Below are 20,005 nucleotides of genomic sequence, written 5' to 3' on the forward strand. Positions count from 1 at the left end.
CCAGAGCCCTCCGCGCGGCAGGGAAAACACGGCGGCCGGCGTCCCGCGGGTTGCATGCGCCATGGCGCCCACTCCCGACGACAATGCGCGCCAATGCACACTGGTGCACGATTCGCGCGCCACCCGCACCATCATCAAGCAAACAAAAAGGAAAACTTGCGCCGCGCGCGAACTCGTCTAAAGTGAATCAAATCATCCTCGCGACGTGCGAAGCACGTGCCCGTGACAACGGATGACGAGCCCGCGTCGCCCGCATTGGACAAGGAGGAACGAACGGCAGGCGCGATCAGATGTAACCGGCGTGCGCATTACCCATGCGAATCGTGCGCAGTGCCTAACTTCCAGGTGACTCCCATGCAGATCCTTTTCCCAAATGAAAGTCCTGAATATTCAGGTCGCGAACTCACCCTGGCGTTCCCGGCGCTGGTCGATGGGCAGAGGGTGGAGTGCATGATCACCGCGGAAGCACTCGAAGATCACTTCGGCGCAGCCTCGCCACGCCTGGAAGATATGGTCGGCGCATTTGACACGCACCGCGAGCGCATCGAGGCGGCCACGCGGCGCCTGCTATCGGAAACCAGCGCGCAGTGCGTCGTCCTGCGAAGCGGCTATGTGCGCTTTTATGAAGCGAACTGGCGCGCCTGATGCCTGACGGCACCGGCGCGCGCGGCCCATTGCGAGACTACTCGCTGCCGAGATAGAAGTAGCGGAACAGAAAAATCGCCGCGATGATCCACACCACCAGCTTCACTTCGCGCGCGCGGCCGGTCAGCAGTTTCAATCCCGCATACGAGATGAAGCCGAACGCGACGCCATTCGCGATGGAGTAGGTGAACGGCATCAGCAGTGCGGTCAGCGCGGCCGGCACGACTTCGGTTGCGTCGTCCCATGGCAGGTCGAGCATTTCGCGCAGCATCAGGCACGACACGTAAAGCAGCGCCGGCGCCGTCGCGTAGCCCGGCACCACCCCCGCGAGCGGCGCGAAGAACAGCGCCGCAAGGAACAGCACGGCCACAGTGATTGCCGTCACGCCGGTGCGGCCGCCTGCCTGTACGCCCGAGGCGCTTTCGATATAGGCGGTGGTGGACGACGTGCCGAGCACCGAGCCCGCCAGGATCGCGGTGCTGTCCGCGAGCAGCGCGCGATTGAGCCGATGCATCTTGCCTTCCACCAGCAGACCCGCGCGATTTGCCACGCCCATCAGCGTGCCGGTTGCATCGAACAGTTCGACGAGGAAGAACACGAGGATCACGTTCAGCACGCCGGTGGACAGCGCGCCGCGGATGTCTAGCTGGAACAGCGTCGGCGAAATGGACGGCGGCGTGGAGACGATGCCGTGGAACTGATTGCCGCCGAAGAAAAAGCTCAGCACGGTCACGCCGACAATGCCGATCAGGATCGCGCCGCGCACGCGCAGATAGTCGAGCGTGACGATCGCGAAGAAGCCGATGATCGCGAGCACCACATGCGGGTTATGCAGATCGCCGAGCGTGACGAGCGTGGCGGGATTGCCGACCACGACGCCCGCCGTCTTCAGCGAAATGATCGCGAGAAACAGGCCGATGCCGCCGGTAATGGCAATGCGTATGGAGTGCGGAATGCCCTTGACGATCACCTCGCGCACGCGAAACAGCGTGACGACGAGAAACAGGCACCCTGAGATGAACACCGCGCCGAGCGCGGCCTGCCATGTGAAACCCATGCCCTTGACCACGGTGTACGCGAAGTACGCGTTCAGTCCCATGCCCGGCGCGAGCGCAATCGGGTAGTTCGCATACAGACCCATGATCAGCGAGGCGAGCGCCGCCACGAGGCAGGTCGCGACGAATACCGCGTCTTTCGGCATCCCCGCGTCGCCCAGAATGGCCGGGTTGACGAAGATGATGTAGGCCATCGTCAGGAAGGTGGTCAGGCCGGCCAGTACTTCGGTGCGTAGATTGGTGCCGGCCGCGTCGAGGCCGAAGTAGCGTTTTATGGAATCCATAGGGCGCATCTCTCGTCGTAGGGGCGAGATGATACCTTGCCAGCGCCTCATGCGCAGCCGCAAGCGAATTTATGCAGCCCGGTACCAAAGAGTAGCAGCGGAGTAGCAGCGGCAGCCCGCGCAATTAACAGGCCCGCGTGGGCCTCGCGACCGTTGCAGTCGCGCGCAGCGTGGCCTGCCGTGCTTCAGTAAGACACTTATTGAGTGACGGTCGTGCCCGTCTGCTGCGCATGCCGTTCGGCGACGATGCGCGCTGCGCGCTGGGCGTTGTGCGGATAGTTGATCCAGTCGAGCGGATCGTAGCCGGCCGCGCGCCACTCGGCGAGGTCGGCCTTGACCTCGGCGCGGGTCTTCGGCGCGGAGGGATCATAGGCGCGGGTTGACGACTGCGCCAACGCAGCGCTCATGCTGACGGCGGCCAGCAGCGCGCCGAGTCCAATACGGGAAAGCGTTTTCATGATGGGCTCATCTGAGCAGTTAGGGACGACCCTGGTATTGTAGGGTTGCCGGATGTGCCGGGTAAGGCGCCGTTGCACAATGCACTGTTTCATCGGGCGCGCGCGGCGACCCGCGTCGGCCCCGTTCACGGCGCCGGCGGCCTGGTGAGACGGTCCACCACGGCGTTCAGCAGGTCGACAGGCAGCGGAAAAACGATCGTCGAGTTCTTGTCGGCGGCGATCGTCGTGAGCGTTTGCAGGTAACGCAACTGCATGGCCTGCGGCTCGCGCGCGAGCGTCTGCGCGGCCTGCAGCAGTTGCTGCGACGCCTGCAATTCGCCTTCGGCATGAATCACCTTGGCGCGCCGCTCGCGTTCCGCTTCCGCCTGGCGGGCAATCGCGCGGATCATCGTTTCGTTGATGTCCACGTGCTTGATTTCGACGATGGCCACCTTGATGCCCCACGCATCGGTCTGCGCGTCGAGCACTTTCTGGATGTCGGCGTTCAGTTGCTCGCGCTCGGCGAGCAGTTCATCCAGTTCATGCTTGCCTAGCACCGCGCGCAGTGTGGTCTGCGAGAGCTGGCTGGTGGCCTCGAAGTAGCGGGCCACCTGGATCACGGCCTTCTCAGGGTCGACCACGCGGAAATACACCACGGCGTTGACCTTTACTGACACGTTGTCGCGCGTGATCACGTCTTGCGGCGGCACGTCGAACACGACGGTGCGCAAGTCGATGCGCACCACCTGCTGCACGACCGGAATGATCAGCACGAGCCCGGGCCCCTTGACTTTCCAGAAGCGCCCGAGCATGAACACGACTCCGCGTTCGTACTCGCGGAATATCCGTATCGACGAAGCGATCAGCGCCGCCACCAGCAGAACAAGAAGACTGCTGAAACCGAATGTGAAACCGATCATGAGGTCTTTCCTCCCAGAGAGGGTTGCTGCTGCCGCGCGTTGGCGGCAACGACGGGCTCGACCATCAGCGTGAGCCCTTGCCGCGCGCTCACGCGTACCGCTTCGCCCGCCGCGAGTGGAACCGGGCTCGACACGTGCCAGCGCTCGCCGTTGATGCGCGCCCAGCCGGCCGCCGCGCTGCCTGCCAGGGTGCTTGCCGTGCTGCCTGCGATGCTGCCGGGCCCGGCGGCGGTGACGAGACCCTCGTCGAGCACCACGCCGACGCTGCCGATCAGCCCCTCCGAACCGGTCACCACCGGCCTGCGCCGCGCGCGCAGCGCGAGCCTCGAGACGCCCAGCACGAACAGCACGCTGAATACGACGACGGCGGCGATCATTGGCAGCGGAATGCCGTAGCCGGGCACGTCGGTGTCGATCAGCATCAACGCGCCGATCACGAACGCGACAATGCCGCCGAAGCCGAGCGAACCGAAGGTCGGCAGAAACGCCTCGCCGATCAGAAACGCAATGCCGAGAAAGATCAGGCCGAGGCCGACGTAATTGATGGGCAGCATCTGCATGGCGAACAGCCCGACGAGCAGGCTGATTGCGCCGACCACTCCGGGCAGCACGAAGCCCGGGTTCGCGAATTCGAAGAAGAGGCCGTACATGCCGAGCATCAGCAGCATCAGCGCGACATTCGGATCCGTGATGACCGCGAGAAAGTGGCTGCGCCAGTCGGCCTCGAGCGTGACGATGGGCGCGTGGGCCGTCGCGAGCTTGATGTTGCCCGCGCTCGTCGTGACGGTGCGCCCGTCGAGCTGGCGCAGCAGGTCGGGCACGTCGCGCGCGTTGACATCGACGACGTGTTGCGCGAGCGCGTCGGCGGCCGTCAGGCTCACCGCCTCGCGCACCGCGCGCTCTGCCCAGTCGGCGTTGCGCCCGCGCATTTGCGCGAGGCCGCGGATATAGGCAGCGGCGTCGTGAACCTGCTTGCGTAGTTCCGTCGACTGGGTGTCGAGCGGCAGCGAGCCTGACGCGGCGGGTGCGCCGGTCCCGCTGCTGGCCGGACTGGCCGTGGCGCGGCTCGCGGCTGCCGGCGCCGCGCTGCCGGAGCCGGAGCCGGGAGCCGCTGCCTGCGGAGCCGGCGCTTGCGGAGCCGGTGCCTGCGGAGCCGGTGCCTGCGGCGCGCGGTCGCCCGTGCCCGGCAGGCGCGGCGTGCCGCCTCCGGGCGGCTCCGTGCCGCCTATACCCATCTGGATCGGCGTGGCCGCGCCGAGATTGGTGCCCGGCGCCATCGCCGCAATATGGCTCGCATAGACGATGTACGTGCCGGCGCTCGCGGCCCTCGCGCCGCTCGGCGCAATGAACGTCGCGACCGGAACGGGCGAGGCCAGAATCGCCTTGATGATCTGCCGCATGGAGGTGTCGAGCCCGCCCGGCGTATCGAGTTGCAGCACCGCGAGCTGGGCGTGGCCGTCGGCGGCACGCTGGAGACTGCGCACGATGAAGTCGGCGCTCGCCGGACCGATCGCGCCGCTGACCGGAATCACCACGACACTGTTGGCCGCATACGCATTGGCCGCCGGTTCAGCGACGGGTGCCGCGTGAGCCGCGGACGCTGCAACGTATTCGCTGGATGCGAATAAAGATGCAAACTGGGACGCGAGCGGAGACGCAAGCAACAGCGCGAACGCCAAAAGCCTCCCGAACGCGGTCATGCCGCGCAGGAACCGGCGCGCGGCACCGCCGTGGATAAACGGCCGGCGCGCGCCAGACTGCCGGAACGGGCGACGCGGATACGTGCTCATCGCTAATGGGCGCCGCGCGCCGTCGACGGATACTGAGCAGCGCGGGCCGACACTCCAGAAAGACTGGCCTGCTGCTTACAGCTTAGTCCGATTCCGCGCGCCGCGTGAGGTCCGCGCGCGCCGGGCGATAGTCGGTGGGCCGCATGCCGGTCCATTTGCGGAACGCGCGATGAAACGCGCTCGGCTCCGCAAAGCCGACCGAAGCGGCAATATCCGCGATCGTGCGGCGCGACTTCTGCAGTTCGCCGATTGCAATGTCGCGCCGCAGATCGTCCTTGATCGACTGATAGGTATGGCCTTCCTGTTTCAGGCGGCGCCGCATGGTCGCCTCGGCGACGTTCAGGCGCGCCGCCATCTGGTCGGCGGCGGGCCAGCCGGCCGTCGGCAATGTGCGCAGCGTCTTGCGCACGCGCGCTGCAAGCGAGCCCGGATTGCGGTACTTGACGACGAAGCTCGCCGGCGCATCACGCAGGAACGGCTTCGCCGACCGCGGAGTTTGAATCACCGGCAGCTCCAGAAACACCGGCGAGAGATCCACGTACGACTCAGGCTGGCCGAACGCCATGTCGTCGCAGAACATCAACTGGTACTCGTGCGCGGCGGGCGGTTCGGCGCAGCGAAAGCGCGCCTCGATGAGCGGAATGCGCCGCCCGACCAGCCAGCACAAGAGCCCATACACGACGATGAAATACGTCGCATACGCAAACATCGCGGGCGGCTTCGTCCCTTCGCGTTCGACGAGGCACAGGCGCACGCGCTCGTCATTTGTTTCGATGCGTGCGCCCAGGTCGTCGAGTACTAGCCGCATGAAACCCACTGCACGCGCCAGCGCCTGCGCGCCGTTGCGCGCCGTGAGCGCGGTGCGCGTCATCGCGATGAAGCTGCCGAATTTCATGCGATGCGAATCCTGACCGAAGAATTCGTCGTCGAGCGCGCGTGCGATGCCGACCCACAGCGCGCCATATTGCGCCGACGATACGCGGCTTTTCGGCGAAGCAAGCATGGGCGCAGGAATGCCCGCGGCTTCGGCAAGCTGCAACGCATCGAGCCCACGGGCGACCGCAAGCGCCAATGTTTCGTTGACGAGACTTACGGAAATGGTGCCCTTTTCGGTTTTCATCTGCGTTGGCTTTGTGTGTGGTCGGAGTGGCAATCGCGCTCAACGTTTTGCTTATCGAAGCCCGCCTTGCACAGCAAAAAGCGGCCTCGTGCGGTACCAGATGGTACCAGTGTGGCAAATGCGCTCACGCACAATGATCGCGCTGAGCATCGAAGCGTGTGACCGAGTTGCCTACACTTGCAGCGAACGCAAGCACAGGACTCACGCTCATGGACAGCTTCTACACCGAAGAACAACGCATGATCCGCGACGCGGCACGCGACTTCGCGACCGAGCGCCTCGCGCCGAACGCCGCGCAATGGGACCGCGACGCACAACTGCCCGCGGATGTGGTGAGGCAAATGGGCGAACTGGGTTTTCTCGGCATGATCGTGCCGCCGCAGTGGGGCGGTTCGTACACCGACTATGTGGCCTACGCGCTCGCGCTCGAAGAAATCGCGGCGGGCTGCGCTGCATGCGCGACGCTGATGAGCGTGCATAACTCTGTCGGCTGCGGGCCTATCCTGAACTTCGGCAGCGACGCGCAGAAAGACCGCTATTTGCAGGACCTGGCGACCGGCCGGCGCATCGGCGCGTTCTGCCTGACCGAGCCGCAAGCGGGCTCGGAGGCAAACAACCTGCGCACGCGTGCAGTGCTGCGCGACGGCAAGTGGGTACTCAACGGCAACAAGCAGTTCGTGACGAACGGCGCACGCGCGGACATCGCCATCGTGTTCGCCGTCACGGACCCGGATCGCGGCAAGCGCGGTCTCTCCACCTTTATCGTGCCGACGGATACGCCGGGCTTCAACGTCGGCAGGCCGGAGCACAAGCTGGGCATTCGCGCTTCGGACACCTGTCCGATTTCGCTCGACGACTGCACCGTGCCCGAAGCAAACCTGCTCGGCGAACCAGGCGAGGGTTTGCGCATCGCGCTGTCGAATCTGGAGGGCGGGCGCATCGGCATCGCGGCGCAGGCCGTCGGCATCGCGCGGGCCGCGTTCGACGCCGCCCGCGCCTATGCCAGCGAGCGCACGCAATTCGGCAAGGCGCTGAAGGATCATCAGACCATCGCCAACATGCTCGCGGACATGGCCACGCGCCTGAACGCCGCGCGCCTGCTCGTGCATCATGCGGCGCGGCTGCGCTCGGCGGGCGAGCCGTGTTTGTCGGAGGCGTCGCAGGCAAAACTGTTCGCGTCGGAAACGGCCGAACAGATCTGCTCGAACGCGATCCAGATTCACGGCGGCTACGGTTATCTCGAGGACTACGCGGTGGAGCGCCACTACCGCGACGCCCGCATCACGCAGATTTACGAAGGAACCAGCGAAGTGCAGCGCATGGTGATTGCGCGTCACGTTTGAACGCTGCGCGAGCCGCGTTTGAGCGCAAAATAGCTTGCCGACAGAGCAAAGCGAAGCCAACCCGAGCAAGAGCGGACCCATACCGCGCCCATCAGGAGACGACCATGACTGCAGCGAAAGCCTTCTTCGACGCCCGCGACCTGTTATTGCGCCATCGAACCGACTATGACCGCGCATACCGCGAGTTCGCATGGCCGGTGCTGGATGAGTTCAACTGGGCGCTCGACTACTTCGACGTGATCGCGCGCGGCAACGACAACCCGGCGCTGTGGATCGTCGACGACCCGGCCGGCGAGGGCCTGCGTGTGTCGTACGCGCAGATGTCCGAACGCTCCGCGCGCATGGCCAACTTTCTGCGCGGCGTGGGCGTGAAGCGCGGCGACCGTGTGCTGCTGATGCTGCCGAACCGCGTCGAACTATGGGACGTGATGCTCGCCGCCATGAAGCTCGGCGCAATCGTGCTGCCCGCCACGACCCAGCTTTCCGCCGACGACGTGCGCGACCGCGTGCAGATAGGCGGCGCGAATTTCGTGGTGGTGGACAGCGCGGAGTTGTCCAAGTTCGATTCGCTCGATGTACCGTTGACGCGTCTTTCCGTGGGCGCGCCGCGCGACGGCTGGATCGACCTGGCTGCCGCGTACGACGCATCGCCGCAGTTCATCCCCGAAGGCGTCACGCGCGCCACCGACCCGCTGCTGCTGTATTTCACGTCCGGCACCACTTCGAAGCCGAAGCTCGTCGAGCATACGCATCAGAGCTATCCGGTCGGGCATCTGTCCACCATGTACTGGATCGGCCTGCAACCGAACGACATCCATTGGAATATCAGCTCGCCGGGTTGGGCAAAACACGCGTGGAGCTGCTTCTTCGCGCCCTGGAACGCGCAGGCTTGTGTGTTCGTTTTCAACTTCGCGCGCTTCGTGCCGAAAGACACGCTGAATGTGCTGGTGCGTTTCAACGTGACCACGCTGTGCGCGCCGCCCACTGTGTGGCGCATGCTCGTGCAGGAACATCTCGCGGATTATCCGGTGAAGCTGCGCGAGATTGTCGGCGCGGGCGAGCCGCTGAATCCGGAGATTATCGAGCGCGTGAAGCACGCGTGGGGCATCACGATTCGCGACGGTTTCGGACAGACGGAGACGACTTGCCAGATCGGCAACTCGCCGGGACAAGCGGTGGTTGCGGGCTCGATGGGGCGTCCATTGCCCGGTTACAGAATCGAATTGCTCGACGCCGACGACCAACCGGTGAGCGAAGGCGAGATCGCGTTGCCGATTGGACCTGACGGGACCGTGCGTCCGCTTGGTTTGATGACCGGCTATGCGAACAACGCGAAGGCCACCGCCGAGGCCATGCGCAACGGTTTTTACCGCACGTCCGATGTGGCGCTGCGCCGCGACGACGGTTACTACGTGTACGTGGGCCGCGCCGACGATGTTTTTAAATCGTCCGATTACCGGCTGAGTCCCTTCGAACTGGAAAGCGTGCTGATCGAGCATGAGGCTATCGGCGAAGCGGCGGTCGTGCCGAGCGCCGACGCGCTGCGCCTGTCGGTGCCCAAGGCGTTCGTCACCGTACGTCAGGGCTATGAAGCCGGGCCCGAGCTCGCGCGCGCGGTGTTTGCATTCTCACGCGAAAAGCTCGCACCGTATAAGCGGATTCGCCGTCTGCAATTCAGCGAGCTGCCGAAAACCATCTCCGGCAAGATCCGGCGGGTCGAGTTGCGGCGCCGCGAAATGGAGCGGCAGGCCGAACCCGCGCGTTTGCCCGACGAGTACTGGGAAGAAGATTTCCCCGACCTGCGCTAGACCGCGTTAGACACTTTTCTTTCCAAGCCACTGTCCGGGCCCAGGCCCGCAACAGGCACAACAGGAGTTCACAGCATGAACGCAACGGCCTCGAATACCGTGAAGCTGCTGATTAACGGCGAGTTCGTCGAATCGAAAACCACTGAATGGCGCGACATTGTCAATCCGGCGACGCAACAGGTGTTGGCGCGCGTGCCGTTCGCGACTGCTGACGAAGTCAACGAAGCGATCCGCTCGGCGCATGCCGCGTTCAACACATGGAAGAACACGCCGATCGGCGCGCGCATGCGCATCATGCTCAAGTACCAGGCGCTGATTCGCGAGCACATGCCGCGCATTGCGAAGACGCTGAGCGCGGAACAGGGCAAGACGATCGCGGACGCCGAGGGCGACATCTTTCGCGGACTCGAGGTCGTCGAGCATGCATGCTCCATTGGTACCTTGCAGCAAGGTGAATTCGCGGAAAACGTCGCGGGCGGCGTGGATACATACACGCTGCGCCAGCCGCTTGGCGTCTGCGCCGGCATCACGCCGTTCAACTTTCCCGCGATGATCCCACTCTGGATGTTCCCGATGGCGATTGTCTGCGGCAATACCTTTTTGCTCAAGCCCTCAGAGCAGGACCCGTTGTCGACGATGCAACTGGTCGAGCTCGCGATCGAGGCGGGCGTGCCCAAGGGCGTGCTCAACGTCGTGCACGGCGGCAAGGACGTGGTCGATGCGCTCTGCACACATGAACTCGTGAAGGCCATTTCGTTTGTCGGCTCAACGGCGGTCGGCACGCACGTGTACCGCCTCGGCAGTGAACACGGCAAACGCGTGCAGTCGATGATGGGCGCAAAGAATCACGCCGTCGTGCTGCCGGACGCGAATCGCGAGCAGACCTTGAATGCGCTCGCCGGTGCGGGCTTCGGCGCGGCGGGGCAGCGTTGCATGGCGACTTCGGTGGTGGTGCTGGTGGGCGCGGCACAGCAATGGCTGCCCGATCTGGTCGCAAAGGCGAAGACGCTCAAGGTCAACGCGGGCAGCGAGCCCAACACCGATATCGGCCCGGTCGTTTCGCGCGCCGCAAAAGAGCGCATTCTCGGGCTCATTGAAGCGGGCGTGAAGGAAGGCGCGACGCTCGCACTCGACGGCCGCGATGTGAAGGTGCCCGGCTACGAGCAAGGCAACTTTATCGGGCCGACGATTTTCACGGACGTCAGCACGGAAATGGAAATTTATCGCACGGAGATTTTCGGGCCGGTGCTGCTCGTGCTCAACGCTGCGACGCTCGACGACGCGATTGCGCTCGTCAACCGCAATCCGTTCGGCAACGGTGTTGGACTGTTCACGCAGAGCGGCGCGGCGGCGCGCAAATTCCAGAGCGAGATCGACGTGGGCCAGGTCGGCATCAACATTCCGATTCCGGTGCCGGTGCCGTTCTTCAGCTTTACGGGTTCGCGCGGCTCCAAGCTCGGCGATCTCGGTCCGTACGGCAAGCAGGTCGTGCAGTTCTACACGCAGACCAAGACGGTGACTGCGCGCTGGTTCGACGACGACACCGTCAACGACGGCGTGAACACCACCATCACGCTGCGCTGAGGGAGCCCGCAACAATGGAGGCGGCATCATGAAGATTGGCTTTATCGGATTGGGCAACATGGGCGCGCCGATGGCGCACAACCTGTTGAAAGCGGGCCACGCGGTCAACGTTTTCGATCTCAGCGCGCAGGCTGTGCAGGCGCTTGTCGATGCGGGCGCGAAGGCTGCGGCTTCGCCGAAAGCGGCGGTGAGCGACGTCGAGTGCGTGATCACGATGCTGCCCGCGGCGGCGCATGTGCGCAGCGTGCTGAGCGCTGAAGACGGCGTGCTGGCCGGCATTCCGAAAGGCGTGACCATCGTCGATTCGAGCACGATCGATCCGGCCAGTGTCAAAGCGTTCGCGGAGCTCGCGCAGCAGCATGGCAACACGTTTGTCGATGCGCCTGTTTCGGGCGGCACGGGCGGCGCGGCTGCGGGCACGCTGACCTTCATGGTGGGCGGCAGTGCGAGCGCGTTCGAGCAGGTGAAGCCGGTGTTGTCGGCGATGGGCAAAAACATCGTGCATTGCGGCGACACCGGCACAGGCCAGGTGGCGAAGATCTGCAACAACCTCGTGCTCGGCATCACGATGGCGGGCGTGGCCGAAGCGATGTCGCTCGGCGAGGCGCTCGGCATCGACGTGAAGGTGCTTGGCGGCATCATCAATACATCGACGGGGCGCTGCTGGAGTTCGGACACCTACAACCCGATGCCGGGCGTGATAGATAGCGCGCCGTCGTCGCGCGGTTATACCGGCGGCTTCGGCACGGACCTCATGCTGAAGGACCTCGGACTTGCCACGGACGCCGCAAAGTTCGCGCGTCAACCCGTGTACCTCGGCGCGCTCGCGCAGCAGCTTTATCAAACGATGAGCGCGAAAGGCGCCGGACGTCTGGACTTTTCGGCGGTGATCAAGCTGTATCGCGATGACAGCGAAAACAGCAGCGGCAATAACAGCGGCAACGGCGCTGCAAAGGGAGCCGCGCGATGATCGAACTCCACTACCTGCACGAAGACACCGTCGCACAACTCACGTTGAGCCGTCCGCCCGCGAATGCATTCACGCCTGAGGGCCTGCTCCAATTGCAGCAGACAGTTGAGCGTCTCAATGGCGAGCCGCGTGTGCGCGCAATCGTCATCACCGGCGAGGGCCCGAAGTTCTTCAGCGCGGGCGCGGATCTCAACACGTTCGCGGACGGCAATCGCGAAGTGGCGCGTGTTGCGGCAGCCCGCTTCGGCGCGGCCTTTGAAGCGTTGCAGAACGCGCGGCCCGTGGTGATCGCCGCGATCAACGGCTATGCAATGGGCGGCGGGCTCGAATGTGCGCTGGCTTGCGATATCCGTATTGCCGAACAGCAAGCGGTGATGGCGTTGCCCGAGACCGCGGTCGGCTTGCTGCCATGCGGTTGCGGCACGCAGACGCTGCCGTGCCTGATCGGCGAGGGCTGGGCGAAGCGCATGATCCTGACCGGCGAACGCGTCGACGCGTCGACCGCGTTGCGCATTGGTCTCGTCGAAGAAGTCGTGGAAAAGGGCGCCGCGCGCGAAGCCGCGCTGGCCATGGCGGCACGCGTGGCGACGCTGAGTCCGCAGGCCGTCGGCTTCAGCAAGACGCTGATTCATCAGGCACGCAACGGCGTGCCGCGCTCGGCTGCGCTGGCAGTGGAACGCGAACGTTTCGTCGATCTGTTCGACGGCGCCGATCAGCGCGAAGGCGTCAACGCGTTCCTCGAAAAGCGCGCGCCGCGCTGGGAGGTCATGGGCGATGAAGCAGCCCGTGCTCCTCAACCCGCAAACAAGGAGACGCAACAATGAGCGCTTTGCAAAGCGTCGTGCCCGAGTTTGTGCCCGAAGCAGGCGTTGAAGCCGAACGCGAGATCCTGTTTCGTGTGGTCAACCGCGTCGCGATCATCACGCTGAACCGGCCCGCTGCGCTCAATGCGCTGTCCCACGCGATGATTCGCGAGCTCGCGGTGCTGGTCGAACATTGCCGCAATGACGACGGCATCGTCGCGCTCGTGCTGAAAGGTGCTGGAAACAAGGGCTTTTGCGCGGGCGGCGATGTGCGCGAAGTGCATCGCCTCGCGAAGAATGGTGACAACCGCTGGCTTGCGTTTTTCATCGACGAGTACCGGCTCGATTACGCGTTGCATACCTTCCCGAAACCGGTGGTCGCGCTGCTCGACGGTATCGCAATGGGCGGCGGCATGGGCCTCGGGCAGGCGGCGCGCCTGCGCATTGTCACAGAGCGCAGCAAAATCGCGATGCCCGAGACGCGTATTGGCTTCCTGCCCGACGTGGGCGCCACGCGTTTTCTCGCCGTGATGCCCGCGGAGTTCGAGTTGTATGTCGGCCTGACCGGCGCGACCTTGTCCGGCGCCGATGCATTGCGGCTGCAACTCGCCGATCTCTGCGTGCCGGCCGACTGGCTTGCTTCCGCGGAAGAGCGGTTGCGGCGCATCTCGCATGAAGGCGATCTGCTGAGCGCATTGCGCGCCGTGTTCGAGCCGCCGTGCAACATCGTGCCGCACGCCGCGTTGGCACCATTGACGCAACTGGTGCTGCGGCATTTCGACCGGCGCTCAGGCGTCGACAGAATCATGGCGACGTTGCGGCACGATCTCGAACGCGACTCGCCGCGCGAGGTGAGGCAGTGGCTGCAATCCACTTACGATGCGCTTGCGGCGCACTCGCCCACCATGCTCTACGTGACGCGCGAGGCGCTGTTGCGCGGCCGGCAGATGACACTTGCCGAGTGCTTCCGGATGGAGCTGGGCATCGTCAAGCGGGCGATCGAGGAGGGCGACTTCTGCGAAGGCGTGCGGGCGCAGTTGATCGACAAGGACCGCAAGGGGCGCTGGGCGCCCGCCACGCTGCCGGAAGTGCGGCCCGAGCGGGTCCGGCATTTTCTGACTTCGCCGTGGAAGCGCGACGCGCATCCGCTTGCGGACCTGGGTGCAGAAACACACTGACGCATGGAGCGAACGCGGCGCCGTTCATGGCCTCCTTGCTCAGCCTTCCCCGACCACAGCATCGCTGCGCAGGACAGCCGGCGCGGGTGCCTCGCCTTGCGGAGCCTGCGCGCTTCGCACGCGCGAGACCCACACAACGCCAGCAAGCGCGACCGCCACCGAGACCCATCCCACCGTCCCATATCCAACGATCTGCCCGGCAGACGAGTTGCCGAGCATCAAGCCGCCGATCCATGCGCCGCAGCCGGTGCCCAATGCCTGCAGCGCACTGTTTGCGCTGAGAAACGCGCCTCGCCGGTCAGGCTGCGGCACGGTGGTCAGCAGGGCCTGCATCGGCACCGTCCGCCCCGACATGAGGACCATGAACATCGGAAAGAACAGCAACAGTGCGTAGAACGGCAGATCCGGCAGGTGCGTCACGAAGAGCACCGGCAGACAGGCGAGCAGCGCGGCGATGCGAAACACGCGCCGTGCGCCGAAACGGTCCGCGAGTCTGCCGACGCGGCGCGAGGTAAAGAAAGTTGCGGCACCACCGGCCATGTACAGCCACGACAATTGCTCGGGCGCCACGCCGTGATTCGCGACGAGCACCGGCGCGATGAACGGGATGATCAGCATGTGCGCGACCATCATCACGAAGGTCAGTGCAAACGCAGCCAGGTGCCGCGGATTGCCGAGCAGGCGCATGAGTTCGGGCAGCACTTCGGCGAGCGGCGGTTGGCGCCCGCGCAGATGCGCGGCCAGCGACGGCACGAGTTGCTGACCCGTCAGCCAGATCGCGCACGAGAGCGCGACCAGCAGCAGGAACGGCGCGGCCCAGCCGAAGTGCGCGCCGAGCATCACGCCGGCCGGTACGCCCGCGATCGCCGCGAGCGAGAAGGCGGTCATGATGGTGCCCGTGGCGGCGCCGCGCCTTTGCACGGGAACGACGTCCGCGACGATCGCCATGATCACCGACGCCAGCACGCCCCCTGTGATGCCGGCGAAAGCGCGCGCGGCCAGCAGCAAGTGGAAGCTGTTCGCGAGCGCGCACATGAGGTTGGACAATGCGAAGAGCGCATACATCACGAGCAGAAGACGCCGCCGGTCGAAGCGGTCGATATAGGTGGCCGCGAACAGTCCCGACAGGCCCGAGCACCACGAATACGCCGACACCGCAGTCGCGAATGCGGCCGGCGTAATGCTGAACGAGTGCATGATTTGTGGACCGAGCGGCATCATCACCATGAAGTCCATGATGATGGTGAACTGCGTCAGCGCAAGCAGCCACAGCAGACGGCGCTCATGCGTCGAGTCGATTGAATACATCGGCAGGTTTCCCGTTTTTTTTGTTGTCGTTGCAGGCGCCGCTCGCAGTTGCGCGGCGCTCAGTCGTTCAGCGTTTCATGCACGGCCACGGCGCCCTGTTTCCAGTAGCTCGCCGCGCGAATGCGCGATTTGTCGACGCCGCGTTCCGTGCACAGGTGATAGCGGATCGCGCGCATCGTCGCGGCTTCGCCCGCGGCCCATACATAGCCTTCGCCGTCTTCCGGCAGATACGTTGCGCGGACCGCTTGCAGCAGGGCCTCGCCGCGCGTGGCTTCGTTACTGCGGTAAGCCCACACCAGATGCAGCTCCGCCCGAGTCGTGAACTCGATACGGGCCGACGGATCGGCCACTTCGATCACCGTGGCCACGCGCTTGCCGGCCGGCAGTTCCTCGAGGCGCCGCGCGATGGCGGGCAAGGCGGTGTCGTCGCCGATCAGCAGGTGCCAGTCGAAAGCAGTGGGGATCACCAGCGAGCCGCGCGGCCCGCCGATGCCGAGATACTGGCCGGCTTTCGCCTGCGCCGCCCATGTCGCAGCGGGTCCGGCTTCGTGCATCGCGAACTCGATGTCGAGCTCGCGCGCCTCGCGGTCGAAGCGGCGCGGCGTGAAATCGCGCGCGGTCGGCCGGCGTCCTTCGGGGAACACGGGACCGTCGGGGCCAGCTTCGGGCAGCACCGGTCTGTCGGCGCCCGGCTCGGGGAAGAACACCTTGATGTGGTCGTCGAACGAGGCGGACATGAAGTCATGCAGGTCTTCGCCGCCGAAGGTCACGCGGACCAGATGCGGCGTGAGCGTCTGCACCTTTTTCACTTGCAGCAGACGGAACTTGAGCGGATGCCGTACGCGCTGCACGGCGAGGTCGGGGCGGTTTTCTTGAGTCGGCATTGAGGCACTAGTCCTGTCGGTTCGGTGAGTGACGTGCCGCGCGCCTGCGCGGCAGCGTTCGACGAGGCGCGGGCGCGCAATCACGCACCCGCGCTCGCACTGTCACGTGGTGGGGGCGTCGCCGCTATTGCTGCTGCCCGGATTCTGTTCGCCTTCGATTTCCTTCGCGGCCCGCATCAGGATCGCGGCGATGCGGCGCTGTTCTTCCGCGGGCGCGTTGTCACGGCGCAGCAGCGCGTTTTTCAGCGTGCGGCGCGCGTGGTTCAGCTCGGGCAGCCAGCCGCCTTCGCTGATGTCGGCCGGTTCCTCGCCGGCAAAAGCGCGGCGCACCGAGTCCATCTTGCGGGCGATGTGGCTCAGCTTTGCGAGCATCAATTCGACGCGCTCGCGATTGGCCGCGAGGTACTCACGGCCGGCTTGCGCGAGTTCGTAGCGCTTGCGGTTGCCTTCGAGCTGCACGGTGACGTAGCCGAGTTCTTCCAGATACGTGAGCGCCGGGTACACCATGCCGGGGCTCGGGCTATAGAAGCCGTTCGAACGCGCTTCCAGCGCCTTGATGAGCTCGTAACCGTGGCTCGGTTGCGCGTCGATTAGCGCGAGCAGCAGCAGTTGCAGATCGTCGGAAGTGAACTTGCGGCCGCGCGGAAAACCGTCGCCTTCACCGCCGAACCCGCCGGGGCCGCCGCCGAAGATACCGCGCCCGCCGCGTCCGCCGCGATGCTCGTGATGGCGTCCGATCGCATGCCAGAGTGCCCACGGCGAAAAGCGATGCGAGCGTCCGTCGCGCTCTTCCCACGGCAAGCGCTCGTTGCGCTCGTCGCCGTGCCCGCGCACGGCATGGTGATGGGCAAAGGCATGCCAAAGCGCATGCAGCGAGTGGCGCTCGAAGCGAGCGTCGAAAGCGTGGTCTACGCCGTGCGGACGGCGAAAACGATGGTGATGACGCATCTTGCGTCCTCCGTTTGGGTCTTAAGATGTGTCTTAAGATATATATCTAAAGATGGTTTGTCAAAGTTTTTTAGCGGATATCGGCGAACACTAAAGTCTGCGGGCGCGCCGAAACCGTCGTTCACAAACAAAAAAGCCTGCGGGAATGCAGGAATTCGGTGTGCATCGCAAAATAGATAGGCGGCGAGATATGAAGCGGCGGACTGGACTATTTAGATCGCACCCATCGGCTTCCGGTTGGCGCGGAAGCGCTGAGCTGGGGATCTCAGAGGTCTCTGAGGACTGGTCGCTCAGCTGTCGGAGTCCGCTAGCAAAAGACTGCGACCGTTGGTCTGTCGCCCGACATGGCTCGAAGCCTGCAAAAAGGGCTTGGATTGACGGGGAGGTCGGTGGCCGCGATTCCGCTAAAAACGAGGTGGCTCCGGGCGTCAAGCGCACGGGGCAGCGCGTGCGACCGCTTACTAGTCTTCACATATGAAATAGTTTGCGCAGAAGTGTCTGCTTCACGTCGGCTTTAGAGGCGCAGTCGATGACGCTGGCGGCGCCAGCACGTCGAATTTTTCGGGACCGGTAGCCCGTTCGACAGCCGCCGGAACCGTTCGTTGAAGGTTGCTGCGTCGCATTGTTCAACGGAAATACTGACCCATGCTCGGTAATGATCTCCCGCTGTCCGCTTGCGCCAAATACCTTTCGCCGCCGTAAGTTAGCAAAAGTAACGGACACGATCACGCGTTAACGCACGCCATCAGGAGAAGCGAGAATTGCAACGGAGGGATGGGGAAGTAGACATCACGGCGCCGAAGAGGCTCGCTAGCGCGGTACCGCGCCAGCGGGTCGAGCATAGCGCCGCCATGCTCCTAACGGTGCTAAAGATCAAAGCGGACCGTGACGACTAAGAATCATGCGTGACCGAGGACGTGGGGATGTAGTGAAATAACAGCAGGGCTCTTCGGGACGGAACGATCAAAGCGCGCCTTTCAGGCAATCTTCAGCATGCCAGCCGTACAACCACTGAAGCGCGTCGTAGAACTGCTCACGCGTGCGTCCCACCCACAGCTGGTTACGGACCAGGCGTTCGACACCCTTGGCGTGATACACGCGCCCCATCTCCCGCGCGCCCCACAGCACGCGCGCGGTGCGCGGAATCCGCGCCTTCTCGTACAGCTTGAATGCTTCGGTGAAATCGCCGTCGGTTTCCTTGATCGCGGCGCCAAGCGTCACGGCATCTTCGAGTGCCTGGCACGCGCCCTGAGCCAGATACTGCGTCATCGGGTGCGCAGAGTCGCCCAGAATCGTCGCACGGCCGAAGCTCCACTGCTCGACGGGATCACGGTCGGCCGTGGCCCAGCGGCGCCATGAGGTCGGGCGATCGAGCATCTGGTGCGGCAGTGGGTGGATACCCTCGAAATACGACAGCACCTCCTCCTTGCTGCCATCGGTCACACCCCAGACTTCCTTCTGTCGGCTGTGGAACGTCACCACGAGGTTGTACTGCTTGCCGCCGCGCAGCGGGTAGTGCACAAGATGGCAGCGCGGGCCGGCCCACACCACCGGCGAATTAATCTGCAGATCCTTCGGCATGTTCTCGATATCGACCACCGCGCGGTACACGACATGACCGGTCACGGTCGGTTCGTCGCCAATCAGCGCGGCTCGTACCGCCGACTTCACGCCATCGGCGCCGATCACGGCGTCGGCGTCGTAGCGGTTGCCATGCTGGTCGATCACGGTCACGCCGCGCTCGCTCTGCTCGAGCTGCCGCACCTGCGTGCTGGTACGGAACTGGATCAGCGGATTGCGCTGCACCGCCTCGTAGACCGACAGATGGATATCGGCACGATGGATCACGCCATACGGATTGCCGAAGCGCTCCCGGTAGGCGTCGCCGGTTTCGACACGCACGACTTCCTTCGCATCCACGGCGTCCATCAGCGTGAGTGCTTCGGTAAAGACGGCGCGGCTGCGGGCTGCTTCGCCGGCGCCAAGCGCATCGAGCGCGTTGAACGCATTGGCGCCGAGCTGGATGCCTGCGCCGATTTCGCCAATCTGTTCGGCCTGTTCCAGCAGCAGCACTTCGACGTTTTGTTGGGCAAGCGCGATAGCGGCCGCCAGGCCGCCGATGCCGCCACCGACTACGATCACGCGGCCGCGGGTTGCGGAGGTGCGGGTCATGTTTGTCTCCTAATATCTCGGGATACTAAATAATTGCCGGCGACTTGCGCTCAGGGGCGCGAAGTGTCGCGTCAGGCGCTGTAATCTGGCTGGCGCTTCGGGTCCGCCTGGATAAACGCAGGATGCGTGATGGCGTTCTGATAGGCCGCCATCACGCGCGTGTAGGGCGAGGTGTCGCAGCCCATACGCTGCGCGTTTGCGATCTGTGGCACGAGGCAGACGTCGGCCAGCGTCGGCTCGGCGCCGAAGCACCACGGGCCTTCATGCATCCGCGCCGCGCGTGTGAGCAGGCGCTCGGCGGCAGCCAGGCCTTCGGCGATCCAGTGCTTGTACCAGGCATCCTTCTGCCCGGGGGTCACCTTAACTACGTCGGTCAGATACTTGAGGACGCGCAGATTGTTGACCGGATGTATATCGCAGGCGATCAGGTCCGAAAACTCGAGCACGCGTGCGCGCACGGTCGGATCGGCGGGCATCAGGCGCGGTTCGGGATACACATTGTCGAGCCAGTCGATGATCGCGAGAGACTGCCCGAGCGCGAAATCACCCTCGACGATTGCGGGCACGCTGGCCGACGGGTTCACCGCAGCGACGTAATCCGCTGCGCGATGCTCGCCCACGCGGATATTGACGCCATGAAAGTTCGTCTCGATGCCCTTGAGCGCGAGCGCAATGCGCACGCGGTACGAGGTCGAGCTGTTAAAGAAGCTGTAGAGATCCACGTCGATGCTCCGATTTGGGTGGCTGAACGCGTTC

17 protein-coding genes are annotated in these 20,005 nt (G+C 64.6%); 7 read left to right on the forward strand and 10 right to left on the reverse strand.

Going from position 1 to position 20,005, the window contains the following annotated elements:
* The first annotated feature begins 354 nt into the window (after positions 1-354).
* Positions 355-645, forward strand: a complete 291-nt coding sequence (locus A3AC_RS0103290; protein WP_025597272.1) for a DUF1488 domain-containing protein — start codon at positions 355-357, stop codon at positions 643-645.
* 37 nt (positions 646-682) lie between these two features.
* On the opposite strand, the gene A3AC_RS0103295 is transcribed toward A3AC_RS0103290, so the two are convergent.
* The 5 genes from A3AC_RS0103295 to A3AC_RS0103315 all read right to left on the reverse strand — a co-directional run bounded on the left by A3AC_RS0103295 (position 683) and on the right by A3AC_RS0103315 (position 6,251).
* Entirely contained in the window at positions 683-1,984 is a 1,302-nt protein-coding gene (locus A3AC_RS0103295) for an NCS2 family permease (RefSeq protein WP_025597274.1), read from the reverse strand.
* Positions 1,985-2,181: 197 nt separating this feature from the next.
* The gene (locus A3AC_RS0103300) at positions 2,182-2,442 is read right to left on the reverse strand and encodes a DUF4148 domain-containing protein (RefSeq protein ID WP_025597276.1); all 261 of its coding nucleotides are present in this window, start codon (positions 2,440-2,442) and stop codon (positions 2,182-2,184) included.
* Between the two features lie 125 nt (positions 2,443-2,567).
* A complete protein-coding gene (locus tag A3AC_RS0103305) occupies positions 2,568-3,341 on the reverse strand; it encodes a slipin family protein (RefSeq protein WP_025597278.1) in 774 nt (257 codons plus the stop codon).
* A complete protein-coding gene (locus A3AC_RS0103310) occupies positions 3,338-5,131 on the reverse strand; it encodes an NfeD family protein (protein WP_025597280.1) in 1,794 nt (597 codons plus the stop codon). Before A3AC_RS0103310 ends, A3AC_RS0103305 begins: the two co-directional genes overlap by 4 nt.
* Positions 5,132-5,213: 82 nt before the next feature.
* Entirely contained in the window at positions 5,214-6,251 is a 1,038-nt protein-coding gene (locus A3AC_RS0103315; protein WP_025597282.1) for an AraC family transcriptional regulator, read from the reverse strand.
* 209 nt (positions 6,252-6,460) lie between these two features.
* On the opposite strand from A3AC_RS0103315, the gene A3AC_RS0103320 reads away from it, so the two are divergent.
* The 6 genes from A3AC_RS0103320 (at position 6,461) to A3AC_RS0103345 (ending at position 13,937) form a co-directional block, all read left to right on the forward strand.
* Entirely contained in the window at positions 6,461-7,594 is a 1,134-nt protein-coding gene (locus A3AC_RS0103320; protein ID WP_025597284.1) for an acyl-CoA dehydrogenase family protein, read from the forward strand.
* Positions 7,595-7,698: 104 nt separating this feature from the next.
* Positions 7,699-9,402: an AMP-binding protein gene (locus A3AC_RS0103325; protein ID WP_025597286.1), complete on the forward strand. Its 1,704-nt coding sequence runs from the start codon at positions 7,699-7,701 to the stop codon at positions 9,400-9,402.
* A gap of 75 nt (positions 9,403-9,477) precedes the next feature.
* Positions 9,478-10,986 (forward strand): CoA-acylating methylmalonate-semialdehyde dehydrogenase, encoded by a 1,509-nt coding sequence (locus tag A3AC_RS0103330; RefSeq protein WP_025597288.1) that lies wholly within the window; start codon positions 9,478-9,480, stop codon positions 10,984-10,986.
* 28 nt (positions 10,987-11,014) lie between these two features.
* Entirely contained in the window at positions 11,015-11,956 is a 942-nt protein-coding gene (gene mmsB, locus A3AC_RS0103335; RefSeq protein ID WP_025597290.1) for a 3-hydroxyisobutyrate dehydrogenase, read from the forward strand.
* Complete coding sequence (locus A3AC_RS0103340; protein WP_025597292.1) at positions 11,953-12,780, forward strand: enoyl-CoA hydratase; 828 nt, start codon at positions 11,953-11,955, stop codon at positions 12,778-12,780. Before mmsB ends, A3AC_RS0103340 begins: the two co-directional genes overlap by 4 nt.
* Positions 12,777-13,937: an enoyl-CoA hydratase/isomerase family protein gene (locus tag A3AC_RS0103345; RefSeq protein WP_025597294.1), complete on the forward strand. Its 1,161-nt coding sequence runs from the start codon at positions 12,777-12,779 to the stop codon at positions 13,935-13,937. Before A3AC_RS0103340 ends, A3AC_RS0103345 begins: the two co-directional genes overlap by 4 nt.
* 39 nt (positions 13,938-13,976) lie before the next feature.
* Here A3AC_RS0103345 and A3AC_RS0103350 read toward each other — a convergent pair whose 3' ends face one another.
* The 5 genes from A3AC_RS0103350 to maiA form a co-directional block, all read right to left on the reverse strand.
* Complete coding sequence (locus tag A3AC_RS0103350; protein ID WP_025597296.1) at positions 13,977-15,245, reverse strand: MFS transporter; 1,269 nt, start codon at positions 15,243-15,245, stop codon at positions 13,977-13,979.
* A 59-nt stretch (positions 15,246-15,304) separates the two neighbouring features.
* Positions 15,305-16,129: a siderophore-interacting protein gene (locus tag A3AC_RS0103355; protein ID WP_025597298.1), complete on the reverse strand. Its 825-nt coding sequence runs from the start codon at positions 16,127-16,129 to the stop codon at positions 15,305-15,307.
* Between the two features lie 102 nt (positions 16,130-16,231).
* Positions 16,232-17,077, reverse strand: a complete 846-nt coding sequence (locus tag A3AC_RS0103360; RefSeq protein ID WP_025597300.1) for a PadR family transcriptional regulator — start codon at positions 17,075-17,077, stop codon at positions 16,232-16,234.
* A gap of 963 nt (positions 17,078-18,040) precedes the next feature.
* Positions 18,041-19,249 (reverse strand): 3-hydroxybenzoate 6-monooxygenase, encoded by a 1,209-nt coding sequence (locus A3AC_RS0103370; protein WP_025597301.1) that lies wholly within the window; start codon positions 19,247-19,249, stop codon positions 18,041-18,043.
* 71 nt (positions 19,250-19,320) lie between these two features.
* Positions 19,321-19,971: a maleylacetoacetate isomerase gene (gene maiA / locus A3AC_RS0103375; RefSeq protein WP_025597303.1), complete on the reverse strand. Its 651-nt coding sequence runs from the start codon at positions 19,969-19,971 to the stop codon at positions 19,321-19,323.
* Positions 19,972-20,005: the final 34 nt, after the last annotated feature.

Origin of the sequence: Burkholderia sp. WSM2230 (assembly GCF_000472445.1) — a bacterium.
In the GTDB taxonomy this organism is placed as follows: domain Bacteria; phylum Pseudomonadota; class Gammaproteobacteria; order Burkholderiales; family Burkholderiaceae; genus Paraburkholderia.

Excerpts from the sequence above, each read along its gene's own strand:
- A3AC_RS0103290 (WP_025597272.1), top strand. The coding sequence starts at position 355 with ATGCAGATCCTTTTCCCAAATGAAAGTCCTGAATATTCAGGTCGCGAA.
- A3AC_RS0103295 (WP_025597274.1), bottom strand. The coding sequence starts at position 1,984 with ATGGATTCCATAAAACGCTACTTCGGCCTCGACGCGGCCGGCACCAAT.
- A3AC_RS0103300 (WP_025597276.1), bottom strand. The coding sequence starts at position 2,442 with ATGAAAACGCTTTCCCGTATTGGACTCGGCGCGCTGCTGGCCGCCGTC.
- A3AC_RS0103305 (WP_025597278.1), bottom strand. The coding sequence starts at position 3,341 with ATGATCGGTTTCACATTCGGTTTCAGCAGTCTTCTTGTTCTGCTGGTG.
- A3AC_RS0103310 (WP_025597280.1), bottom strand. The coding sequence starts at position 5,131 with ATGAGCACGTATCCGCGTCGCCCGTTCCGGCAGTCTGGCGCGCGCCGG.
- A3AC_RS0103315 (WP_025597282.1), bottom strand. The coding sequence starts at position 6,251 with ATGAAAACCGAAAAGGGCACCATTTCCGTAAGTCTCGTCAACGAAACA.
- A3AC_RS0103320 (WP_025597284.1), top strand. The coding sequence starts at position 6,461 with ATGGACAGCTTCTACACCGAAGAACAACGCATGATCCGCGACGCGGCA.
- A3AC_RS0103325 (WP_025597286.1), top strand. The coding sequence starts at position 7,699 with ATGACTGCAGCGAAAGCCTTCTTCGACGCCCGCGACCTGTTATTGCGC.
- A3AC_RS0103330 (WP_025597288.1), top strand. The coding sequence starts at position 9,478 with ATGAACGCAACGGCCTCGAATACCGTGAAGCTGCTGATTAACGGCGAG.
- mmsB (WP_025597290.1), top strand. The coding sequence starts at position 11,015 with ATGAAGATTGGCTTTATCGGATTGGGCAACATGGGCGCGCCGATGGCG.
- A3AC_RS0103340 (WP_025597292.1), top strand. The coding sequence starts at position 11,953 with ATGATCGAACTCCACTACCTGCACGAAGACACCGTCGCACAACTCACG.
- A3AC_RS0103345 (WP_025597294.1), top strand. The coding sequence starts at position 12,777 with ATGAGCGCTTTGCAAAGCGTCGTGCCCGAGTTTGTGCCCGAAGCAGGC.
- A3AC_RS0103350 (WP_025597296.1), bottom strand. The coding sequence starts at position 15,245 with ATGTATTCAATCGACTCGACGCATGAGCGCCGTCTGCTGTGGCTGCTT.
- A3AC_RS0103355 (WP_025597298.1), bottom strand. The coding sequence starts at position 16,129 with ATGCCGACTCAAGAAAACCGCCCCGACCTCGCCGTGCAGCGCGTACGG.
- A3AC_RS0103360 (WP_025597300.1), bottom strand. The coding sequence starts at position 17,077 with ATGCGTCATCACCATCGTTTTCGCCGTCCGCACGGCGTAGACCACGCT.
- A3AC_RS0103370 (WP_025597301.1), bottom strand. The coding sequence starts at position 19,249 with ATGACCCGCACCTCCGCAACCCGCGGCCGCGTGATCGTAGTCGGTGGC.